Annotated in this window: 20 protein-coding genes; 8 read left to right on the top strand and 12 right to left on the bottom strand. The window is 57.2% G+C overall.

The features are described 5' to 3' along the window. Position 1: 1 nt before the first annotated feature. From QMN93_RS08090 to QMN93_RS08070, 5 genes are read left to right on the top strand one after another with little or no spacing between them, the layout of a single operon-like run. A complete protein-coding gene (locus QMN93_RS08090; protein ID WP_048981092.1) occupies positions 2-724 on the top strand; it encodes a DUF1365 domain-containing protein in 723 nt (240 codons plus the stop codon). After that, positions 721-1,941, top strand: a complete 1,221-nt coding sequence (locus tag QMN93_RS08085; RefSeq protein WP_069302786.1) for a cyclopropane-fatty-acyl-phospholipid synthase family protein — start codon at positions 721-723, stop codon at positions 1,939-1,941. The genes QMN93_RS08090 and QMN93_RS08085 overlap by 4 nt, the downstream gene beginning before the upstream one ends. Beyond that, a complete protein-coding gene (locus tag QMN93_RS08080; protein ID WP_032657304.1) occupies positions 1,938-2,423 on the top strand; it encodes a DUF2878 domain-containing protein in 486 nt (161 codons plus the stop codon). Before QMN93_RS08085 ends, QMN93_RS08080 begins: the two co-directional genes overlap by 4 nt. After that, the gene (locus tag QMN93_RS08075) at positions 2,420-2,941 is read left to right on the top strand and encodes a hypothetical protein (protein WP_182383512.1); all 522 of its coding nucleotides are present in this window, start codon (positions 2,420-2,422) and stop codon (positions 2,939-2,941) included. Before QMN93_RS08080 ends, QMN93_RS08075 begins: the two co-directional genes overlap by 4 nt. Next, entirely contained in the window at positions 2,938-3,465 is a 528-nt protein-coding gene (locus tag QMN93_RS08070; protein WP_182383513.1) for a DUF3833 domain-containing protein, read from the top strand. The genes QMN93_RS08075 and QMN93_RS08070 overlap by 4 nt, the downstream gene beginning before the upstream one ends. Before the next feature lie 108 nt (positions 3,466-3,573). On the opposite strand, the gene QMN93_RS08065 is transcribed toward QMN93_RS08070, so the two are convergent. Together QMN93_RS08065 and QMN93_RS08060 are read right to left on the bottom strand one after the other, a co-directional pair. Further along, the gene (locus tag QMN93_RS08065; RefSeq protein ID WP_096151586.1) at positions 3,574-4,029 is read right to left on the bottom strand and encodes a DMT family transporter; all 456 of its coding nucleotides are present in this window, start codon (positions 4,027-4,029) and stop codon (positions 3,574-3,576) included. A 4-nt stretch (positions 4,030-4,033) separates the two neighbouring features. Continuing rightward, positions 4,034-4,468, bottom strand: a complete 435-nt coding sequence (locus QMN93_RS08060; RefSeq protein WP_032657293.1) for a DMT family transporter — start codon at positions 4,466-4,468, stop codon at positions 4,034-4,036. Positions 4,469-4,563: 95 nt separating this feature from the next. Here QMN93_RS08060 and QMN93_RS08055 point away from each other — a divergent pair, with 95 nt between their 5' ends. Then, positions 4,564-5,496 carry a LysR family transcriptional regulator gene (locus tag QMN93_RS08055; protein ID WP_182383514.1) on the top strand — a complete coding sequence of 311 codons (933 nt, stop codon included), beginning with the start codon at positions 4,564-4,566 and terminating at the stop codon, positions 5,494-5,496. A 4-nt stretch (positions 5,497-5,500) separates the two neighbouring features. Here QMN93_RS08055 and QMN93_RS08050 read toward each other — a convergent pair whose 3' ends face one another. The 4 genes from QMN93_RS08050 to QMN93_RS08035 form a co-directional block, all read right to left on the bottom strand. Further along, positions 5,501-6,529, bottom strand: coding sequence for a methionine synthase (locus QMN93_RS08050; RefSeq protein WP_193139206.1), 1,029 nt, complete (start codon positions 6,527-6,529; stop codon positions 5,501-5,503). A 23-nt stretch (positions 6,530-6,552) separates the two neighbouring features. Further along, positions 6,553-7,527, bottom strand: a complete 975-nt coding sequence (locus QMN93_RS08045; protein ID WP_193139207.1) for a DUF1852 domain-containing protein — start codon at positions 7,525-7,527, stop codon at positions 6,553-6,555. A gap of 244 nt (positions 7,528-7,771) precedes the next feature. Further along, positions 7,772-8,455, bottom strand: coding sequence for a YrhA family protein (locus QMN93_RS08040; RefSeq protein ID WP_193139209.1), 684 nt, complete (start codon positions 8,453-8,455; stop codon positions 7,772-7,774). 10 nt (positions 8,456-8,465) lie between these two features. After that, on the bottom strand, positions 8,466-9,581 hold the full coding sequence (locus tag QMN93_RS08035; protein ID WP_193139211.1) for a DUF6883 domain-containing protein: 1,116 nt from the start codon (positions 9,579-9,581) through the stop codon (positions 8,466-8,468). A 310-nt stretch (positions 9,582-9,891) separates the two neighbouring features. On the opposite strand from QMN93_RS08035, the gene QMN93_RS08030 reads away from it, so the two are divergent. Then, a complete protein-coding gene (locus QMN93_RS08030; protein ID WP_023311631.1) occupies positions 9,892-10,431 on the top strand; it encodes a DUF2058 domain-containing protein in 540 nt (179 codons plus the stop codon). Between the two features lie 7 nt (positions 10,432-10,438). On the opposite strand, the gene QMN93_RS08025 is transcribed toward QMN93_RS08030, so the two are convergent. Continuing rightward, positions 10,439-11,125, bottom strand: a complete 687-nt coding sequence (locus tag QMN93_RS08025; RefSeq protein ID WP_193139213.1) for an RluA family pseudouridine synthase — start codon at positions 11,123-11,125, stop codon at positions 10,439-10,441. 90 nt (positions 11,126-11,215) lie between these two features. Beyond that, a complete protein-coding gene (gene azoR, locus QMN93_RS08020; RefSeq protein WP_008502313.1) occupies positions 11,216-11,821 on the bottom strand; it encodes an FMN-dependent NADH-azoreductase in 606 nt (201 codons plus the stop codon). A 205-nt stretch (positions 11,822-12,026) separates the two neighbouring features. Here azoR and hrpA point away from each other — a divergent pair, with 205 nt between their 5' ends. Next, positions 12,027-15,929, top strand: a complete 3,903-nt coding sequence (gene hrpA, locus QMN93_RS08015) for an ATP-dependent RNA helicase HrpA (RefSeq protein ID WP_193139215.1) — start codon at positions 12,027-12,029, stop codon at positions 15,927-15,929. 70 nt (positions 15,930-15,999) lie between these two features. Here hrpA and QMN93_RS08010 read toward each other — a convergent pair whose 3' ends face one another. The 4 genes from QMN93_RS08010 to QMN93_RS07995 form a co-directional block, all read right to left on the bottom strand. Further along, a complete protein-coding gene (locus QMN93_RS08010; RefSeq protein ID WP_182383519.1) occupies positions 16,000-16,659 on the bottom strand; it encodes an O-methyltransferase in 660 nt (219 codons plus the stop codon). A gap of 75 nt (positions 16,660-16,734) precedes the next feature. Continuing rightward, positions 16,735-18,114 carry an efflux transporter outer membrane subunit gene (locus QMN93_RS08005; RefSeq protein WP_193139217.1) on the bottom strand — a complete coding sequence of 460 codons (1,380 nt, stop codon included), beginning with the start codon at positions 18,112-18,114 and terminating at the stop codon, positions 16,735-16,737. Further along, positions 18,096-19,193, bottom strand: a complete 1,098-nt coding sequence (locus QMN93_RS08000; protein WP_193139218.1) for an HlyD family secretion protein — start codon at positions 19,191-19,193, stop codon at positions 18,096-18,098. Before QMN93_RS08000 ends, QMN93_RS08005 begins: the two co-directional genes overlap by 19 nt. Positions 19,194-19,215: 22 nt before the next feature. After that, entirely contained in the window at positions 19,216-20,868 is a 1,653-nt protein-coding gene (locus QMN93_RS07995) for an MFS transporter (protein ID WP_047061824.1), read from the bottom strand. Between the last annotated feature and the right edge of the window lie 188 nt (positions 20,869-21,056).

The following is a 21,056-nucleotide window of genomic DNA, read 5'->3' as shown; positions in this document are numbered from 1 at the left end:
GATGAACAGCTGCCTCTACCACGGCGTATTACGCCACCGCCGCCTTCAGCCGAAAACCCATGAATTCAGCTACAGCGTCTTTATGGCCTGGCTGGATCTCGATGAACTGCCGCTGCTGCCGTCAGTCGGCGTGCGGCGCAATCGCTTTGCCGGCGCATCGTTCCACGACGCTGACTATCCGCTCGGCACGCCGCTTAAAGAGAACGTGCTCAGCAGGCTGGAGAGCCTGACCGGGGAACGTCCGGACGGGCGGGTGATGCTCCTGACGCAGCTGCGCTATTTCGGCTTTCATTTCAATCCGGTCAACTTTTACTACTGCTACGACGGGAAGGGAACGCTGCGCTGGGTGCTGGCGGAGGTCCGCAACACGCCGTGGAATGAACGTCATTACTATGCCGTCAACGGACAGGATGCGCAGCCGACGGAAAAAGCGTTTCACGTTTCCCCCTTCAACCCGATGGACATGATCTACCACTGGCGCTTTAACGACCCGGATAACACGCTGCATATGCACATTGAAAATCATCAGGAAGCGAAGGTTTTTGACGCCACGCTGGCGCTGCGCCGGGAGCCTTTGACGCGCTCCGCGCTGCGCTCGCTGTTGCTGCGCATTCCGCTCATGACCCTGAAAACCGTTTTTGCCATTTACTGGCAGGCGCTGCGCCTGTGGCTCAAGCGCGTGCCGCTGTATAACCATCCCGTCAGCAGGAGTGAACGCTCATGACCGATCCCGTCTTTGCGTTAGAACCCGATATTCCGCGCAACGTCCGCATCGCGCGATGGCTGCTGTTTCGTCTGTTAAGCGGTATCCGCGGCGGCTCGCTCACGCTGCGTGAAGGGGCGCAGACCTTTCATTTTGGCGAGACATCCTCCGCGCTGCACGCCGACGTGCAGATCCTCACGCCCGGCGTCTACTGGCGCGTGTTAACAGGCGGGAGCCTTGCTGCGGCAGAAGCCTGGATGGACGGCGAATGGGAAACTGCGCACCTTACGCCGCTTCTGGAGCTGCTCGCGCTCAACGGCGAGGTGCTTGGCCGTCTGGAAAACGGGTTCCGTCTGCTCGGCAGGCCGCTGGAGCGGATACGCCACTGGACCCGGCGTAACTCCCGCATGCAAGCGCGCGAAAATATTGCCGCCCATTACGATCTGGGCAATACCTTTTATGCCCATTTTCTGGATAAGGAGCTGCTCTATTCCAGCGCGCTGTTTACTGGTGACGAGCAGGATCTCACGGCGGCTCAGCGGGCCAAAATGGCACGGCTGTGTGATCAGCTGGCGCTAAACCCGGGTGACCACCTGCTGGAAATAGGCACCGGCTGGGGCGCGATGGCGGAATACGCGGCGCGTCATTACGGCTGTCGGGTAACGACCACCACGCTGTCGCAGGAGCAATATAGCTGGGCGACCGAGCGGATCGCCCGCGCCGGGTTGCAGGATCGCGTTGAGGTACTGCTCTGCGACTATCGCGACCTCACCGGACAGTACGACAAGCTGGTCTCAATTGAGATGATTGAAGCCGTCGGGCAACGCTATCTGCCCACGTTTTTCCGCACCTGCCAGGCGCGGCTGCGCCCCGGAGGACGGATGGCGATTCAGGCCATTACCATTCAGGACCAGCGCTATCGCGACTACAGCAAAAGCGTCGATTTTATCCAGCGCTACATTTTTCCCGGCGGCTTCCTGCCGAGCATTACCGCGATGAACGAGCTGATGACGCGCCACACCGATTTCGTGGTGCGCAATCTTTTCGACATGGGCCCCGACTACGCCCGCACGCTGGCCCACTGGCGGCAGCGCTTTGTCCACGCCTGGCAGGAGATTGAAAAGCTCGGCTTCGATGAACGGTTCCGCCGCATGTGGCTGTACTACTTTGGCTACTGTGAGGCCGGGTTTAACGCTCGCACCATCAGCGTGGTGCAGCTGACCGCCGAGCGCGTATGAGACGTTACCTTCAGGTCTTCCTGCTCGCCGTCGCGTTCGATCTCTACTGGGCGCTGGTGGTGCTCTTTCGCGAACAGGGCCTGATTATCTGGCTCGCGCTGGCGATCCTGGCGTGCCTGCTCTTGCCGCCTGCTTACCGGTTTTACGCCATTGGGCTGGCCGCGGCGGGCAGTCTGCTGGACGCACTCTGGGCCCTGACCGGGCTGATTGCCTTTACGGGCGAGTCCCTGATGCCGTTATGGATGGTGGCACTGTGGCTGATGTTTGCCACGGTCTGGACGCAGCTGACGCGCACCACCACGCTACCCGGCTGGCTGCTGACCCTGCTGGCCGCCGTGGGCGGGCCGGTGGCCTACCTGTTCGGAGAGCGGCTGGGGGGCATCACGTTTCTGGAACCGACCTTTATCGTCGTCAGCTGGATGGCGCCGGGCTGGCTGGTGTTGATGCTGTTTTTCCACCTGCTGATGGGGAGACAAAAATGAGATCTGTGGTTTTGCTGCTTTGGCTGACGCTGGTTGTTCCGGTTGCGCAGGCCGCCGACTGGCTTGCCTGGCGGAAGGTGGGTGACGCCACGCTCACCTGGGGACCTTTCACCGTCTACACCTCCCAGCTGCGCACCCCGGACGGCCGTTACAGCCGGGACCAGGATCAGGCGCTCATTATTACCTATGCGCGGGACATCGATCGCGATGAACTGGTTGAGGCGACCCGCGACCAGTGGCAGGCGCAGGGGATACTGGCCCAGGAACCGCAAAGCGAAGCCTGGCTGCGGATGCTCCGGTCCCTTTGGCCGGATGTCCGCCCGGGCTCACAGCTGGCGTTTGTTCTCAACGAAAAGCAGGGGCAGTTCTGGTATCGCGCGTCAGCGGCGCAAACATCCTTTATTCCACTCGGACCGCGCCAGTCGGAAGCGTTCAGCACCCGTTTTCTGGCCATCTGGCTCGATCCCCGCACGCAATATCCTGAGCTGCGTCAGCAGTTAATCGGAGGCCAAAAATGAAACGTATCCTGATGATGGCGCTGGCATTCACAATGCTGCTGGCGGGCTGTAGCACTGAGGTGGCCGAGTATCGCCAGCAGCAGCCGCGGCTTGATATCTTTCACTACTTCCAGGGCAAAACCGAAGCGTGGGGGATGGTGCAGGATCGCAGCGGCAAGCAGATCCGCCGTTTCCACGTTGAGATTGCCGGAGACGTTATCGGCGATACGCTGACGCTGAATGAGCACTTCGTCTACGACGATGGCGAGAAGCAGCAGCGGGTCTGGCACATCCGGCGCGTGGGGAACGACCGCTACGAGGGAACGGCAGGGGACATTGAAGGGGTTGCCATGGGGCAGGCCGCAGGCAACGCCTTTAACTGGCATTACAGCATGAACGTGAAGGCTAACGGCAGCCCCTGGCTACTGAACTTCGACGACTGGATGTATTTGCAGGATGAGACGCATCTGTTTAATAAAACCGAGATGAAGAAGCTGGGCGTCACCGTCGCCACGGTGACGCTGTTCTTTACCCGTAAAGAGTGATGATGCGAGCAGTGAACTATCCCCTCGCCCCTATGGGGAGAGGGTTAGGGTGAGGGGAACATAGGGCGGCTGTGGTCATTCGGTACACTCTATGTTCCTCAATATTTTTTAGCTTTCGGCGCGGGATTTGCTTCCCGAGTATATAAAGGCCAGGGCAATCCCCAGGCACACCACCGCGCTCAGACGGCTCGGTGAAAACGGAATGGCGGGATTGCCCAGCCAGCCAAAGTTATCAATCAACATACTCATGGCGAGCTGGCCGAATATCACCGCCACCGTGGCGACGGCGGTGCCGATGCGCTGCACCGCCACGACCATGATCACAATGTAGGGCACGCCGAACATCGCCCCGATGAGCTGCCATTTCGGCACGTCCAGCAGCGTGACCGCCTGCTTCGGTTCAAAGAAGAAAATGAGCAGGGCGGTTATCAGCGCGCCGACGGAAAACGTCAGAAACGCGCTTTTAAATACCCCGACATTGCTGCCGAGCTGCCCGTTAATCGCGGCCTGAATGCTCAGCGTTGCGCCGCCGCAGACGGCCAGGAGAATCATTATCAGCGTCATATCATCACCCCTGCGCGACCAGAACCAGTGCCGCAATAATAAAAACCAGCGCCACGATACGTTTTGCGTTTATCTTCCTGTGCGGTGTACCCAGCAGGCCAAAGTGGTCAATGATCAGGCTTTTAAAAACCTGACCAGCCAGAATGCCAATCATCGTCAGAGCGATGCCGATGGTCGGCGTGGCGATCGTCAGAATGACCACGTAAACAGGGCCAAGCACGCCGCCGAGCAGCTGCCAGCCGGGCTGGGCGAAAAACGACGGGCTGTTACGCGGGCTGAAAAACAGCATCAGCAGAAACGTCAGCGCGGCGCCGACGCCAAAAATGCTGAACGTCGCCCATAAATCGCCCACTTCTCCCCCTAATGGCCCCAGTAGCCCCGCCTCGACGGAGAGGCCCATCCCGCCGGCAATCACCAGTAAAATCAAAACAAACTGCATTACGCTTCCTCCGTTTTCAGGCGAAGAAGATTACGTCGGTAGACCCGTGAGAAAAATGCCATACTGCAGGAAACACCTTTGCAGGAAATGCATTAATGTCAGATGCCGGAAGCATAAACCTTCGCTCACTGCTGCTGTTTATTGCCGTCTATGAAACGCAGAACTTTTCCGTCGTCGCGCGACGAGAGGGAATATCCGCCTCGCAGGTGTCGCGCATTGTTCATCAGCTTGAGGACGCGCTCGGCCAGCAGCTGTTCTATCGCAATACCCGTGCGGTGATCCCCACGGAAAGCGGGCATCTGTTTATCCGCTATGCCCGGGCGATGGTCGATAACTTCGAAGAGGCGCGTCGTGAGCTGGATGAACGTTCGACCGAACCCTCCGGCACGGTCCGCATAAACGGGCCGGTATTTTTTGGACAGAGACACGTTGCGCCCGGACTGGCAGGTCTGGCCGAGCGTTATCCACGGTTAACCATTGAGCTGACGCTGACCGATGACTTTATCGACCCGCACCGGGATGCCGCCGATCTCATCTTCCGCATCGGCACGCTGACGGATTCGACGTTCCACGCCCGTGTTTTTGGGCAGCAGCGCTACCACCTCGCCGCGTCGCCTGCGTATCTGCGTCAACACGGCGTCCCGGCCGACCCGACCGAACTGAGCCAGCACAAATGTCTGGTCTACCGCGGTTCGTCCGGGCCTAACCGCTGGCTCGTGCGTCGCAAAGGGGAGAATTGGGTGCATTATCCCGTCGCGCCGCTGATGACGTCCAATAATGCGGAGTCGCTGCTCATTGCCGCGCTGGGTGGGATGGGGATCGTCCTGTTTCCGGACTGGCTGATTGGCGACAGGCTGAAGCGGGGGGAGCTGGTCGCCCTTTTGCCGGAAATGGCGTGCGCCATCAACACGGAGCAACTCAATATTGCGGCGATCTATCCTAACGCACGTCATCCGCCCCTGAACGTCAGGGCGGTGATTGATTATTACGTGGCGTTTTTCGGTACGCCGCTCTACTGGCAAACGTAAGGGATTACGCGCCGAGCTCCTTGCGGATAATCTCTGCGCCGGCGCTGAGCGCTTTCAGCTTGCCGTTAGCCACCTGACGTGAAAGCGGAGCCATGCCGCAGTTGGTTGACGGGTAAAGCTTGTCGGCATCGACGAACTGCAGCGCTTTACGCAGCGTATCGGCGACTTCCTCCGGCGTTTCAACGGCGTTGGTTGCCACATCAATCGCGCCGACCATCACCTTTTTACCGCGGATCAGCTCCAGCAGATCCATCGGCACGCGGGAGTTGTGGCACTCCAGGGAGATAATGTCGATATTAGAGGTCTGCAGCTTAGGGAAGGCCTCTTCGTACTGGCGCCACTCTGAGCCGAGCGTCTTTTTCCAGTCGGTATTGGCTTTGATGCCGTAGCCGTAGCAGATGTGTACCGCGGTTTCGCACTTCAGCCCTTCAATGGCGCGCTCCAGCGCGGCGATACCCCAGTCGTTCACCTCGTCAAAAAAGACGTTAAATGCCGGTTCATCAAACTGGATAATATCCACGCCCGCGGCCTCTAACTCACGCGCTTCCTGATTGAGGATTTTGGCGAATTCCCAGGCCAGCTTTTCGCGGCTTTTATAGTGCGCGTCGTAAAGGGTGTCGATCATGGTCATCGGCCCGGGCAGGGCCCATTTGATCGGCTTGTCCGTGAGCTGACGCAGGTATTTCGCATCGTCCACGAATACCGGTTTCTGACGCGCAACGGCTGAAACCACGGTCGGCACGCTGGCGTCGTAGCGGTTACGAATGCGCACCGTCTGGCGATTTTCAAAATCCACGCCGCTCAGGTGTTCAATAAAGGTGGTGACGAAGTGCTGGCGGGTCTGTTCTCCGTCGCTGACGATATCGATACCCGCGCGGATCTGCTCATCCAGAGACAGGCGCAGCGCGTCCTGTATACCCGCCAGGAGTTCCTGATCCTGTAATTTCCAGGGCGACCACAGCGTTTCAGGTTGTGCAAGCCAGGTCGGCTTAGGCAGGCTGCCAGCCGTAGAAGTCGGGAGCAATGTTTTCATAATAAAAGACCTTTTTTGATGAATTAAAGCGTGTAGTTATCAGACCACTGCTCAAGAATGTGTTGGTAAGGCTTAATAAAGTACGCTTCGGTAAAGCGACCCTGTTCAATCGCCAGTCGGCTACGCTCTTCCCGGTCATAAACAATTTTGGTTAAGGAGTGATCCTGCTGGTTCAGATCCGGTCGGTAGCACAGTCCCGCCGCCGAGTTTGCGTTATAAATTTCCGGGCGATAGATTTTCTGGAACGTCTCCATCGTGCTGATGGTGGCAATCAGCTCCAGATCGGTGTAGTCACTCAGCAAATCCCCTGTAAAGAAGAACGCGAAAGGCGCCACGCTGTTTTCCGGCATGAAATAGCGAACCTGCAGGCCCATCTTCGCGAAGTACTGTTCCGTTAGCGACTCGCCATCCGGCTGATACTCAACGCCCAGCACAGGATGCTGGTTACCGTTGCGGCGATAGGTGTCTTTGCTGGAGACGCTCAGGCAGATCACCGGACCCTTGCTGAAGTTCTCTTTGTATTCCGGCGAGCTCACAAAGTGGCGGAAAATATTGCCGTGCAGTTCGCCAAACTTTTCCGGAATGCTGAAGTGCTGCTGGTTCTTGTTGTGTTCCAGCAGGCGCACGCTGAAATCATAATCCCGCACGTAAGAAGAGAAGTTATTTCCGACGATGCCAGGGATACGCTTGTTATTTTTTTTGTCGACAATCGTGGTTTGCAATATCTCAATGGCCGGGAACGGTTTTTCCGCGCCAATGTTCAAATCGACAGAGATGATTTCCAGCTCAACCGCGTAGCGATCGGCGGTTGGGTTATCCCAGCGCGCCAGGGCGTTAAAGCGGTTGTTGATCATCACCAGCGTATTGCGCAGGTTTTCCTGACGCTTTTCCCCGCGCGCCAGGTTGGCAAAGTTGGTGGTCGTACGCGTATTTTCTGACGGGTTGTAATTCTCATCGAAGCAACTGCGCTTAAGGGTATATGTGAAAGCTTTGCTCATTGTGGTTATGCATCCTAAGTTCATGTTGCTAAGAAGTTACCGATGCATAATTTATGCCTGAGCCCGTGGCGCAGGGGAAGTGACTTAATTTCAATGCAACATGAGCGAAGTTCATGAACAGTGTTGCGCACAGGCTGGAGAGGGCAGTGAGAGAAGAGGTATCGGAATGCTTTCGTTATACCTCCTTATTAATGCGATCCAATAGGCTGGTTGAAAATACAACCAGCAATTGATGTTGCGGATTTCAGCTCAACGTATCAATCAGCGTGGACAACAATTCGCTGAGGTTAGCATGTGTTTCAATGGCATAATCCATTGATGCTTTATCACGGATCTCGAAACAGTCATCTGTGAAGTTGTAGGCAAACACGGTCATACCATCTTCACCAATGATTACCTTGTCAGTAAGGTTCGGATCAACATAGCTTTCGTTGTCACGTATTTCAAAGTTACGAATGTAGATATTCGACCATACGGGTACACCGTTCTCCGCCTGCACCAGGCTGTACAGCATCAAACCGTTATACTCAAGGCCATCCATGATTTCGAACATACCAGAGTAGTCCAGCCGGTTAACCATCAGGCGTTGGATATCCTCGTAAACTCTTCTCTTCTGAGCATCCCATTCAGCAGGGGCGGCTTTGTACATCAAGTCTGTCATTACGTCATGATCTACTGGGTTGGCTACCGGGAAATGATTGTCAACCAGCAGTGTTTTAAGGATACCTGGAGTGAAATAACTCTTTAGTTGAGCAGGAAGCAAAGCAGGCATTGCGATTGTTCTTCCTTCCTCATCGCAAAACTCGACAAGATAGCCACGCGTAGGGGTGTCGAAAACCATAACAATGGTACCAATAGTCCCTTTTACCAGTCCTTCATCCGGTAAATCCTCGCCTAAAACCACTACGTCTAATTCGGCTCTTTTCATTTGTATTTTCTCATTTAACGAATATGGTTGTCAGGCGAGGAACTAACGCGTCTGTTTCATACATCCAACCTGTACGCACGATCGCTGTTTCATCATTGACGCCTAAAATGGACATATCGACAGCCATTGTTTGGCCGTAATTATTTGCCTGCAACACTTTTGCTGGGGCCGATAATACGCCTTCCTGAATTCTTGCGGCTAAAACATCTGCATTAGTTGGGTTGTATCCCAGCGCTGATTCAAATACCCTGGCTTTGTGCCCCCCTGTAGGATGTGTTGAATCTAAAGCATAAGCCGCGAGTTTTTTTGGGTCGATAACGGCGTGTTCAGCATTCACTAATGTACCATTCTCAGAGGTGAAACCTTTTACATATGGGTTTTCAAGTGCTGGTATCTTACTGAGACCCGATATTTCGTCTATTTCGCTTAAAGGGTTCAACCTGCCAATTGTCAATCCTGCTGCAATGGAGGCACCCGTAATCATTAACCCTTTGTTGTTCATGATTTGATCGTAACCCGCTGGAGCATCCCCACCAAGCTGCTGTGCGGTTTCATGAAAAGCTTCAATATTGCCGTTATACACCCCACCAGCGGCGAGCAGTCGACCAACAGCTTTACTATTCAGCGTTTTCCCCGACGGTGAAGTTGTTGGCCCGTAATAATCATAATGCATCCGTTGAGTGGGAGCAGGCTTCCTGCCTTGCCGATCGGCAATAACGTGCCGGTAAGCGCTCATGATTTCGTCCTTATACCATGCATGCCACGATGAGGAAGTAGGGGTAAAAATTAGCTCGCCGTTATTGTCGATATAAAACGGGTTCCGGTCGCTGCTCCAGCGCCTGGAGGTATCTACTCCAACAAGCCAGCCAATTTGAAGTTCGCGTTCTACTTGATCATAAATGGGATCTGCGTAGCTGCATTGCCTTCGTTCATAGGGTCTTTGATGTGGAGATATTCTGTATTTTCTTTTGGGAAGACCAAAAGAGAGGCTATGACCGTTTGCTTCATAAGACAGATCATAATGTTTACACGCCTCTTTCAGTGAACCTGCTGGAGTAAGAATGTATTGAAAATCTTCAGGGTTTAATTGCCGTGTTAAATCATGTGACCGGTAGAGTCGAAACATGCGGAATCCTTATCGTTAAGCATCATTGTTCCTTTTAAGGGCATATTTTTTTTCATTCTCTTAATAAGAAAAAACAGCCTACGCCTGAAGCGATCGCAATTATTCAATCCGCATCATATTCACGAACTGCTCATTTTTTTTAAGAAAATGACCTGACAATTTTTAATCACTCTTGCGGCTATAACGTTAGAAAACGCTGAATAAATAATAAACAAGACTCAGGCGACAAAGCGCCATGCCTACTTCTCTGGCACACTTTCCGCAATTCCCGCTATAATCGCCAAAATTTCCAACCGGTTTAGAAACAATCATGACAAAACTCACCTTACAAGAGCAGATGCTGAAAGCGGGCCTGGTCAGCAGCAAAAAAGCGGCAAAAGTGCAGCGCACGGCAAAGAAATCACGCGTTCAGGCGCGTGAGGCCCGGGAAGCGGTAGAAGAGAACAAAAAGGCACAGATCGAGCGCGACAAGCTGCTGAGCGAACAGCAGAAGCAGGCCGTGCTGGCGAAAGAGTTTAAAGCACAGGTGAAGCAGCTGATTGAGATGAACCGCATCACCGTGGCGAAAGGTAATATCACCTTTAACTTCACCGACGGCAATCTGATCAAAAAAATCGACGTCGACAAGCAAACCCAGGCTCAGCTGATTAATGGCCGTCTGGCGATTGCCCGTCTGGTCATCAACGCCAGCGGCGACTGTGAATACGCGATTATTCCGGCGGTGGTGGCCGATAAAATTGCCCAGCGCGATGCCGACAGCATCGTGTTAAACAGCGCGCTAAGTCAGGAAGAGCAGGACGAAGACGATCCGTACGCGGACTTCAAAATCCCTGACGATTTGATGTGGTAAACCGCATTCAGAACGGGGCGGCGTGACGGGCGTTAACCGGCTCTCCGCTCACGGGATGAATAAAATTCAGTTCGCTTGCATGCAGCATCAGCCGGGGCGTTTCCTCCGCCCCCGGCGCTTCAAGACCGCCATACAGATCGCAGCCCAGAATCGGGTGCCCCAGCTGCTGACAGTGAATACGCAGCTGATGGGTTCGCCCGGTCTCCGGCGTAAGCATCACCCGCGTTAACGGCAGTCCCGTACCCTGATAAAACCGTTCCACCACCCGATAGCGGGAGCGGGCGGGTTTTCCGTTGAGGGCGCAGATCGACATCAGCGGGAACAGCGCCGGGTCTTTGGCAATCGGCGCGTCTATTATTCCCTCGTCGTTTTCCACATGGCCGCAAAGCAGGGCGCTGTAGACTTTCTCCACGCTGCGCTGGCTGAACTGCTGGCACAGCGCCGCGTTGATGGCCTTATTGCGCGCAACCACCATCAGCCCGGACGTGCCGAAATCCAGACGGTGTACCAGCGTGCAGCCGGGGAACGTCTGAACCAGACGATAATGGACGGAATCAAGGTTTTGCGGATTCTTGCCCGAGAGGCTGAGCAGACCGGAAGGCTTATCGATCAGCAGAAGATGTTCATCCTGCCAGAGGATCTGAATGTCGTCGTGACACGGTGGGGCTATAAAAGAATCAATAATCGCAGACATCAGGCCGCCCGGCTGGAGAGTGGGAGCGGATGATAACGAAATGCGGGGGAAAAGAAAAACCCTCCCACCAGGCGGTGAGAGGGCAAAATCTTAGGCTGCTACCAGGCTGTCGATGGCGGCTTTCGCATCGGTCTGCGCTTTGGTCGCCACTTCCGGACCGTAAGCGATACCTTCAGCGAACACGAAGTTCACGTCAGTGATGCCGATGAAGCCCAGGAACAGGCTCAGGTACGGTGCAACCAGGTCGGTTGGGGTGTCTTTATGGATACCGCCACGGCTGGTAAGTACGATCGCACGTTTACCTTTCACCAGACCTTCAGGGCCGTTCTCGGTGTAACGGAAGGTTACGCCAGCGCGCGCCACCAGGTCGAAGTAGTTCTTCAGCTGGGTAGGGATGTTGAAGTTGTACATTGGGGCGTTGATGACGATAACGTCGTGCGCCTGCAGCTCAGCAATCAGCTCGTCGGACAGGGCCAGGGCTTCCTGCTGACGTGGAGACAGCGGTGCATCGCTTGGGCGCAGCGCGCCAACCAGCTCGCCGTCCAGCACAGGAATTGGGTTTGCAGCCAGGTCACGCACGGTGATTTCGTCAGCGGAATGCTGTTCACGCCACTGTTCAACGAAGTAATCAGACAGCTGACCAGACTGAGAGTACCCTGCCAGAATACTGGATTTCAAAACTAATACTTTGCTCATGGGTGATTCCTGTTGTTGCATTTGATTGAAGGGGGTTGCCCCGTTGCTTGTTGACACTCTATTCACAATCCTGCCACAGAGATAGCGCAATATATCGAAGCCTATGTTCGAATTTTTTGAATAAGGCGCGAAAGGCGTCGATGTGGTACTCTATAGCAATCATTAAAAAGAGAGTTTATCAGGGCGTGTACTGCCCTTTAACGCTATGACAGAACAACAAAAATTAACCTTCCCGATGCTCCTGCAACAGCTTGATTCTCTGATGCTGCGCGATAAACAGCGCGTTGCCCGCCGTCTGCACGGCGTGAAGAAGGTTAAAAATCCTGATGCACAACAGGCCATTTACCAGGAGATGGCGAAAGAGATTGAACAGGCGGCAGGGAAAGTTGTGCTGCGCGAAGCCGCACGTCCGGCAATTACCTACCCGGAAAACCTGCCCGTCAGCCAGAAAAAACAGGACATCCTTGAGGCCGTCCGCGACCACCAGGTGGTGATTGTTGCGGGGGAAACCGGCTCGGGGAAAACCACCCAGTTGCCGAAAATCTGTATGGAGCTGGGACGCGGGCTAAAAGGGCTGATAGGCCACACCCAGCCGCGTCGACTGGCGGCGCGCACCGTGGCGAACCGTATTGCCGAAGAGCTGCAGACGGAGCCGGGCGGCTGCATCGGTTACAAGGTGCGATTCAGCGACCACGTTAGCGATAACACCATGGTCAAGCTGATGACCGACGGTATTCTGCTGGCGGAAATCCAGCAGGATCGCCTGCTGATGCAATACGACACCATCATCATTGACGAAGCGCACGAGCGCAGCCTGAACATTGACTTCCTGCTCGGCTACCTGAAAGAGCTGCTGCCGCGTCGCCCGGATCTGAAAATCATCATCACCTCCGCGACCATCGACCCGGAGCGCTTCTCGAAGCATTTCAACAATGCGCCGATTATCGAGGTGTCAGGACGCACGTATCCGGTGGAAGTGCGCTATCGCCCGATTGTGGAAGAGGCGGACGATACCGAGCGCGACCAGCTGCAGGCCATCTTCGACGCCGTTGACGAGCTGGGCAACGAAAGCGCGGGCGACATTCTGATCTTCATGAGCGGCGAGCGCGAAATCCGCGACACCGCCGATGCGCTCAGCAAGCGCGACCTGCGCCACACGGAGATCCTGCCGCTTTACGCGCGCCTGTCAAACAGCGAGCAGAACCGCGTATTCCAGCCGCACGGCGGGCGACGCATCGTTCTGGCGACCAACGTGGCGGAAACCTCGCTGACCGTGCCGGGGATTAAATACGTTATCGACCCGGGCACGGCGCGCATCAGCCGCTACAGCTACCGCACGAAGGTTCAGCGGCTGCCGATTGAGCCGGTCTCCCAGGCGTCCGCGAACCAGCGTAAGGGCCGCTGCGGCCGCGTGTCGGAAGGGATCTGTATTCGTCTCTATTCGGAAGATGATTTCCTGTCGCGTCCGGAGTTTACCGACCCGGAAATTCTCCGCACCAACCTGGCGTCCGTTATCCTGCAGATGACCGCGCTGGGGCTGGGCGACATCGCGGCGTTCCCGTTCGTCGAAGCGCCGGATAAACGCAACATTCAGGACGGCGTGCGTCTGCTGGAAGAGCTCGGCGCCATTACCACCGACGAGCAGGCGACGGTCTACAAGCTAACGCCGCTGGGCCGCCAGCTCAGCCAGCTGCCGGTGGATCCGCGCCTGGCCCGTATGGTGCTGGAAGCGCAAAAGCACGGCTGCGTGCGCGAGGCGATGATCATTACCTCGGCGCTCTCCATTCAGGATCCGCGCGAGCGTCCGATGGACAAGCAGCAGGCGTCTGACGAAAAGCACCGTCGCTTCCACGACAAAGAGTCCGACTTCCTCGCCTTCGTGAACCTGTGGAACTATCTCGGCGAGCAGCAGAAAGCGCTCTCCTCGAACCAGTTCCGCCGCCAGTGCCGCGTGGATTTCCTCAACTACCTGCGCGTGCGCGAGTGGCAGGATATCTACACCCAGCTGCGCCAGGTGGTGAAAGAGCTGGGCATTCCGGTCAACAGCGAGCCTGCGGAGTACCGCGAGATTCATATCGCGCTGCTGACCGGCCTGCTGTCCCACATTGGGATGAAGGACGCCGAAAAGCAGGAATATACCGGCGCGCGCAACGCCCGTTTCTCCATCTTCCCCGGTTCCGGCCTGTTCAAGAAGCCGCCGAAATGGACCATGGTCGCCGAGCTGGTGGAAACCAGCCGCCTGTGGGGGCGCATTGCCGCGCGTATCGATCCGGAATGGGTCGAGCCGGTGGCGCAGCACCTGCTGAAACGCTCGTACAGCGAACCGCACTGGGAGCGCGCGCAGGGCGCGGTAATGGCGACCGAGAAAGTGACCGTTTACGGCCTGCCGGTGGTCGCCGCGCGTAAGGTCAACTACAGCCAGATTGACCCGGCGCTCAGCCGCGAGCTGTTTATCCGCCATGCGCTGGTGGAGGGTGACTGGCAGACGCGCCACGCCTTCTTCCGCGAAAACCTGAAGCTGCGCGCGGAAGTGGAGGAGCTTGAGCACAAGTCCCGCCGCCGCGATATTCTGGTGGACGACGAGGCGCTGTTTGAGTTTTACGACCAGCGCATCAGCCACGATGTTATCTCCGCCCGCCACTTCGACAGCTGGTGGAAGAAGGCCAGCAAAGAGACGCCTGACCTGCTCAACTTCGAAAAGAGCATGCTGATTAAAGAGGGGGCGGAGTCGGTCAGCAAGCTCGACTACCCGAACTTCTGGCATCAGGGCAACCTCAAGCTGCGTCTGACCTATCAGTTTGAACCGGGTGCCGACGCGGACGGCGTGACCGTTCATATTCCGCTGCCGCTGCTAAACCAGGTCGATGAGGGCGGTTTTGAATGGCAAATCCCCGGCCTGCGCCGCGAGCTGGTGATTGCGCTGATCAAATCCCTGCCGAAACCGGTGCGCCGTAACTTTGTGCCTGCGCCAAACTATGCGGAAGCGTTTTTAGGCCGCGTCACGCCGCTGGAGCTGCCGCTGCTGGACGCGCTGGAGCGTGAATTCCGCCGCATGACCGGCACCACCATCGACCGCGAAGACTGGAACTGGGATCAGGTGCCCGATCACCTGAAAATCAGCTTCCGCGTAGTGGATGATAAAAACAAAAAGCTGCTGGAAGGACGTTCGCTGAGCGAGCTGAAAGAGTCGCTGAAAGGGAAAGTTCAGGAGACGCTGTCTGCGGTGGCGGACGACGGTATCGAGCAGAGCGGGCTGCACATCTGGAGCTTTGGTCAGCTTCCGGAAAGCTACGAACAGAAGCGCGGTAACTATAAGGTCAAAGCCTGGCCGGCGCTGGTGGACGAGCGCGACAGCGTGGCGATCAAGCTGTTTGATAATCCGCAGGAACAGCAGCAGATGATGTGGCGCGGGCTGCGTCGCCTGCTGCTGCTCAACATCCCGTCGCCGATCAAGTATCTGCACGAGAAGCTGCCGAACAAAGCCAAGCTCGGGCTGTACTTTAACCCGTACGGCAAGGTGCTGGATCTGATTGACGACTGCATCTCCTGCGGCGTGGACAAGCTGATCCACGAGGCGGGCGGTCCGGTCTGGACGGAAGAGGGCTTTGCTCAGCTTCATGAAAAGGTGCGCGCCGAGCTGAACGACACCGTGGTGGAGATAGCCAAACAGGTCGAGCAGATCCTCACCGCCGTGTTCAATATCAACAAGCGCCTGAAGGGGCGCGTGGATATGACCATGGCGCTGGGGCTGTCGGACGTGAAGGCGCAGATGGCGGGGCTGGTCTATCGCGGCTTTGTCACCGGCAACAGCTTTAAGCGTCTGGGCGATACGCTGCGCTATCTGCAGGCGATTGAAAAACGTCTGGAAAAAATGGCTATCGACCCGCACCGCGATCGCGCGCAGATGCTGAAAGTGGAGAGCGTGCAGCAGGCGTGGCAGCAGTGGTTAAACAAGCTGCCGCCGGCGCGCCGCGACGATGAAGACGTGCAGGCGATCCGCTGGATGATCGAGGAGCTGCGCGTCAGCTTCTTTGCCCAGCAGCTCGGTACGCCGTATCCGATTTCGGATAAACGTATTCTGCAGGCGATGGAGCAGATTTCCGCTTAAAACCCTTGCCCGGTTTTCTCCCTCTCCCTGTGGGAGAGGGTCGGGGTGAGGGCATCAGGCCGCACAATTTTCACCCGTTCACCATTGCCAGCGTAAACCCATCCCATCCCTTAACCCCCACCGTTTGCAGCGCGGTGGCGGTTAGGCGCGGGTTATCCCCAATCATTTCGATAAAACGCCGCACCCCCAGCACGCGCGCGTCGTCGCTTTGCCCGTTAATCACTTCGCCATCGCGCACCACGTTATCGCCAATGATTATCGTGCCGGGACGTGAATAGTGCAGCGCCCACTCCAGATAGCCGGGATTGTTTGGCTTATCGGCATCAATAAAGATCAGGTCGAACGGCGGAACGTCACCGAAATTCTCCAGCGAGCTCAGCGCCGGGCCTTCAATCAGTTCAATGCGATCGTTCAGCCCCGCGAGGTGAATATTCTGGCGGGCCACATCGGCATGCGTCGGGTCAGCCTCGAGCGTAATCAGCTTTCCGTCCGGCGGCAGGGCGCGCGCCATCCAGATTGAGCTATAGGCGCCCAGCGTCCCGATCTCAAGAATGCGTCTTGCCTGGGTCATGCGCACGAACAGCGCCAGCAGCTGCCCCTGATTGGCCGCAACATCGTGTTCGGGTAGCCCGGAGCGCTTGTTGTTTTCCAGTACCTGACTCAGCACGTCATCGTCAGGGATAAGCGAAGAAATCATGTAATTATCTACTGCAGACCATTGTTGTTGCATAGATTGACTCCCTGGATTTTTCTCCCTCTCCCTGTGGGAGAGGGTCGGGGTGAGGGCATCAGCGCGCAAGGCGGTTCATGCGTTCTTCCAGCCGCCGCCCAGCGCCCTGTACAAATCGATCTGCGCCAGCAGCAGGTTATTTTTCACCTGCACGACGCTGGTCTGAACCGAGTACAGCGTGCGCTGCGCGTCCAGCACGTCAAGATAAGAGGAGTAGCCGTTGCGATTACGATTCTGCGCAATGCGCAGCGTCTCCTGCGCCACATCCTGCTGGGCAAGCAGCTCCGTCAGCTGTTCCTGATAGCGCGTAATAGCATCAAGGCTGTTGTTCACTTCGGCAAACGCGTTACGCACGGTTTTTTCATAGGCATACAGCGCCTGGTTCCGCTGGGACTGGGAAATATCCACCTGCGCATTCAGCGCCTGGCGGTTCAGCAGCGGGGCAAGAATACTGCCCCCGACGCTCCAGAGCTGAAGCGGGTTGTCCAGCAGGCCGGACAGGGTGCGATCCTGTATCGATCCTGTTGCGGTCAGGTTGATCGACGGCAGCAGGCTCGCGCGCGACGCGGCAAGCGAGGCGTCTGCCGCAACCAGCTGGCGTTCGGCCTGAACGATATCCGGGCGACGGTTCAGGAGCGTAGAAGGCAGCTGTGACGGCAGGGTCAGCGGCGTTAGCGACTCAAAGCTTTCGCTGCGCGCTACCGCGCCGGGATTGCTTCCCAGCAGCAGGCTGAGGGCGTTCTCCTGCTGTGCAATCTGATGCTGCAGCACGGGAACCTGCGCTCGCGTCGAGCGGAGTTCGGAATCCGACTGCATCAGCTCCAGACGCGAGCTGTAGCCCGTTTCAAACTGACGTTTCGTGAGGTTAAATGCCTCTTCGCGCGATTTCAGCGTGGATTCGGTCACCCGCAGCTGTTCGTCAAGCGAGAGCAGGGTGACATACCCGGACGCAACCGAAGACGCGACGGTCAAATCCGCGGCGGCAGCGGCGGCTTTTTGCGCCTCCAGCGAGGCTTCGGCGGCACCGGCAGTGCTGCGGTTGACGCCCCAGATATCCACATCGTAGCTCGCCGTCAGGCTACCTCTGTACAGCGTGCCGTAGACCGGCAGCCCGGTCGCGGCGGATTGCGAACGGGCGCGCGTCCCCGTTACGCCCGCGTCAAGCGACGGAAACAGGCTGCCGTCGGCCGCAAAGACCCGCGCCTGATACTCGTTAATCCGTTCGCGGGCGATCAGCACGTCGCTGTTGTTCTTTAGCGCCCGATCCACGTAGCGGTTGAGGTTGTTGTCATGAAAATTGCGCCACCAGAGCTGCTCCGCCGGGCTGGCAGGACCGGCGTCAGCACGCCACTGGGCGGGGATTTGCAGCGTCGGCTGCGCAGGTTTTACGTCGACGGACTGGCATCCGGCGAGCATTACCGCCAGCACCAGACCGGCTATCGGGCGAAGGGGCATTGTTTGCCCTCCCGCGTATCAATGGTCACCTGCACCGACATGCCCGGACGCAGCAGGGCGGACTCCTCAGGCTTGCCGAGCACCTCGATGCGCACCGGAATACGCTGGGCGATTTTGACAAAGTTGCCGGTGGCGTTGTCCGGCGTGATGGCGCTGAATTCAACCCCGGTTGCCGGCGAGATGCTCTCCACGCGGCCCTGATACGCTTTGTTGTTCAGGGCATCGACGGTGAATTTTACCGGCTGGCCGACGCGCAGCTCCGCAAGCTGCGTCTCTTTGATATTGGCGATCACCCAGTGCTGCGGCGGAACCAGCGTGGTGAGATGGGTCCCGGCAGTCACGTAGGCCCCGAGACGCACGGCAATCTGGCCGAGCTGGCCGTCGCGCGGGGCGATGATGCGGGTGTTTTGCAGGTCAATTTGCGCCAGCTCCAGTGCCGCTTTCGCATTTTCGACATCCGCCTCCAGCGCGCCGCGGTTCACAATTACCGTCTGCAGATCCTGACGCGACATCTCAAGCAAGGCTTTGGCCTGCTCGATGTCGGCGCTGCCCTGGGCCGCGCTGGCCAGCGCCGCGTCGCGCTCGCGAATGGAAAGCGAGCCGTCCGCCGTCAAATCCTTCACGCGCTTTAAATCCGCCTGGGTTTTCAGGCTCTGGGCGCGGGCATTTTTCAGCGCCGCGTCGTTTTTGGCGATCGTCGCTTCGGCGCTTTTACGCTGCTGCAGGTTGTTATTAAGCGCGGCAATTTTCATCGCCAGCTGTGCCTCGGCCTGATGCACGCGCTGACGATAGATACGGTCATCAATCTGCAGCAGCAGGTCGCCTTTTTTAACCTGCACAAAGTCCTGAACCTTCACCTCGGTGATATAGCCATTCACCTGAGGACTGATGAACGTCGTCTGACCGCGCACGTAGGCGTTGTCGGTAAACTGCGCGTGGCGGGTGAACGGCGGCAGCTGCCACGCGTAAAGGATCACCAGCACGCCGACAATACCGATGGCAGCGGCGGTGAAAACGGAAACAATGCGCACATTTTTGCGGGTGTTGGCCTGCTCTTTAGCGGCATCCTGCTGACTCATAAACTCTCCAGAAATATTTCAATTATTTGTTGCCGGTGGCGTTCTTAAGCGCCATACGGGCAGTGATGCGCAGGCGCAGCAAGCGCCATAAAATCCAGACCAGCGTGGCGGCAGCGATGCCCGCCGTCAGCAGATAAGTATCGTTGTAAGCCAGAATATTCGCCTCAAGCGTCGTCACCGTTTGCAGCTGCGTGATCGCCTGCGTTCCCAGCAGCGAACTGTCGCCAATCAGGCTCCGGTACATCTGGGTGTAAATCTGGATACGCTCGTTGACCAGCGGATTGAGCGTGGTGAGCTGGTCCGCCAGCAGGCTGGAGTGGTACTTTTCGCGCCAGGTCTGGAAGGTTCCGAGGATCGCGGAGCCCAGCAGGCCGCCGAGGTTCTGACTCATGCCGAACATCACCGAGAAGCTGACCAGGTTGCGCGGGTCGGCGATCACCCCGCCAATGGCGGCCAGCATGGCGGGCGCCAGGAAGAAGGCGCTGCCGAAGCCCAGCAGAAACTGGCTTAGCATCAGCTGATCCGGCCGGGTCAGGTTGTTGGACTGGCTGTCCAGCAGCGAGGCAACAATCATCAGCGCCAGGGAGGTGATAATCGGCCACGCCAGTTTGGTCGGCTTAATCGTGAGGCAACTGGTGACAATCCCGCAGACGATCCCGGCGAAAATGGACCACGCCAGGTGGGTCATCTGCTCGTTCTGTAACCCCACGTACTGCAGCCAGCCGATGACCCCGGTGTTTTGCTCTGCCAGCACGATACGGATCAGCAGCATGATGAGCCCAAGACGGACGATGCTGCCGCTCGACAGCCAGCGGGTGTTCAGCAGCGGGTTGGCGCGGTTATGTTCAAAGACGATGGCAGCCACAATTAATACAAGCGACAGCGCCAGCGACCAGCCGATCCACGGCGCCTCGAACCACCAGTCTAGGCGGCCCAACGAGAGCACGGCGCAGAGCAGGGCCATTCCGGGGGCCATTAAAAAGAAGGTGATGAAGTCTTTCTTCTCAAAAACCTTGCGCCTGTCGCCCGGGGGCAGTTTTAAGGCTATTACGCAGGCCAGGGAGATCAGCGCCAGCCCCAGCTCGAAGAAATAGAGCCCGCGCCACTCGTCCAGCTGCAGCAGTTCGGTGGAAAACAGGCGGGCAAGTGGGATAGCGAGCGACGACCCGGTAATCCCGATGGTGAGCGCCTTCAGGCGGTGCTTCGCAGGCCAGGCCTGGATCTGATAGTAAATCCCCAGCGAGCTGAGCGCGGCGGCCACCATCCCGTGCGCGGCGCGCACCATCAGCGCCGAGCTGAGATCGTTAACGAACAGGTGGAAAAAGGTCACCAGCACGTACAGCACCAGAAAACCTTCCGTGAAGGCGCGCAGACCGTACTGCTGGCGGAACTTTACCAGCAGCAGGTTGATAGAGATGTTGGTCATGACGTAGACCGCGGGAAGCCAGGCGATCTCGGTCGACCAGGCCCCAAAGGTCCCCTGCAGGTTTTGCAGGTTGGCGGTCACCACCGCATTTCCCAGCGCCCCCGTCAGGCACACCAGCAGGCCAACGACGCCGTAGGCAATGCGTTTTGGCGTACTGTGCTCGGGTGTGGAAGGCGAACCCAGCAGGGCGGGTTTCTCATGTGGCTGCCACTCGCGAGGAGCATAAGGGTCGCGTTCGGGCAGGCGCATAACGTCGTTTACCTTAGAAATAATTGAATAATTAGCGGGCTAGCGATTCTACGTCTGCCGCAAATGATAATTCAAGTGAATATGATTTACGCATGTTAATCAAATGTAGAAGGGAAGTTTAAGGAAAAAGAGCGGCCCGATGTCGCCGTTGTGTTGAGAACCTGAAGTCGCTACCCTGAAGGGATAGA

This window comes from Enterobacter sp. R-1.6.2 (assembly GCF_035064085.1).
Taxonomy (GTDB): Bacteria; Pseudomonadota; Gammaproteobacteria; order Enterobacterales; family Enterobacteriaceae; genus Enterobacter; species Enterobacter asburiae_B.
This window is presented reverse-complemented; position numbering and strand designations above follow the sequence as displayed.

Coding starts and splice junctions, on each gene's coding strand:
- QMN93_RS08075 (WP_182383512.1), top strand. CDS start 2,420: ATGAGATCTGTGGTTTTGCTGCTTTGGCTGACGCTGGTTGTTCCGGTT.
- QMN93_RS08035 (WP_193139211.1), bottom strand. CDS start 9,581: ATGTTTCGACTCTACCGGTCACATGATTTAACACGGCAATTAAACCCT.
- QMN93_RS08055 (WP_182383514.1), top strand. CDS start 4,564: ATGTCAGATGCCGGAAGCATAAACCTTCGCTCACTGCTGCTGTTTATT.
- QMN93_RS08065 (WP_096151586.1), bottom strand. CDS start 4,029: ATGACGCTGATAATGATTCTCCTGGCCGTCTGCGGCGGCGCAACGCTG.
- QMN93_RS08085 (WP_069302786.1), top strand. CDS start 721: ATGACCGATCCCGTCTTTGCGTTAGAACCCGATATTCCGCGCAACGTC.
- hrpA (WP_193139215.1), top strand. CDS start 12,027: ATGACAGAACAACAAAAATTAACCTTCCCGATGCTCCTGCAACAGCTT.
- azoR (WP_008502313.1), bottom strand. CDS start 11,821: ATGAGCAAAGTATTAGTTTTGAAATCCAGTATTCTGGCAGGGTACTCT.
- QMN93_RS08050 (WP_193139206.1), bottom strand. CDS start 6,529: ATGAAAACATTGCTCCCGACTTCTACGGCTGGCAGCCTGCCTAAGCCG.
- QMN93_RS08010 (WP_182383519.1), bottom strand. CDS start 16,659: ATGCAACAACAATGGTCTGCAGTAGATAATTACATGATTTCTTCGCTT.
- QMN93_RS08060 (WP_032657293.1), bottom strand. CDS start 4,468: ATGCAGTTTGTTTTGATTTTACTGGTGATTGCCGGCGGGATGGGCCTC.
- QMN93_RS07995 (WP_047061824.1), bottom strand. CDS start 20,868: ATGCGCCTGCCCGAACGCGACCCTTATGCTCCTCGCGAGTGGCAGCCA.
- QMN93_RS08080 (WP_032657304.1), top strand. CDS start 1,938: ATGAGACGTTACCTTCAGGTCTTCCTGCTCGCCGTCGCGTTCGATCTC.
- QMN93_RS08000 (WP_193139218.1), bottom strand. CDS start 19,193: ATGAGTCAGCAGGATGCCGCTAAAGAGCAGGCCAACACCCGCAAAAAT.
- QMN93_RS08005 (WP_193139217.1), bottom strand. CDS start 18,114: ATGCCCCTTCGCCCGATAGCCGGTCTGGTGCTGGCGGTAATGCTCGCC.
- QMN93_RS08030 (WP_023311631.1), top strand. CDS start 9,892: ATGACAAAACTCACCTTACAAGAGCAGATGCTGAAAGCGGGCCTGGTC.
- QMN93_RS08090 (WP_048981092.1), top strand. CDS start 2: ATGAACAGCTGCCTCTACCACGGCGTATTACGCCACCGCCGCCTTCAG.
- QMN93_RS08025 (WP_193139213.1), bottom strand. CDS start 11,125: ATGTCTGCGATTATTGATTCTTTTATAGCCCCACCGTGTCACGACGAC.
- QMN93_RS08070 (WP_182383513.1), top strand. CDS start 2,938: ATGAAACGTATCCTGATGATGGCGCTGGCATTCACAATGCTGCTGGCG.
- QMN93_RS08040 (WP_193139209.1), bottom strand. CDS start 8,455: ATGAAAAGAGCCGAATTAGACGTAGTGGTTTTAGGCGAGGATTTACCG.
- QMN93_RS08045 (WP_193139207.1), bottom strand. CDS start 7,527: ATGAGCAAAGCTTTCACATATACCCTTAAGCGCAGTTGCTTCGATGAG.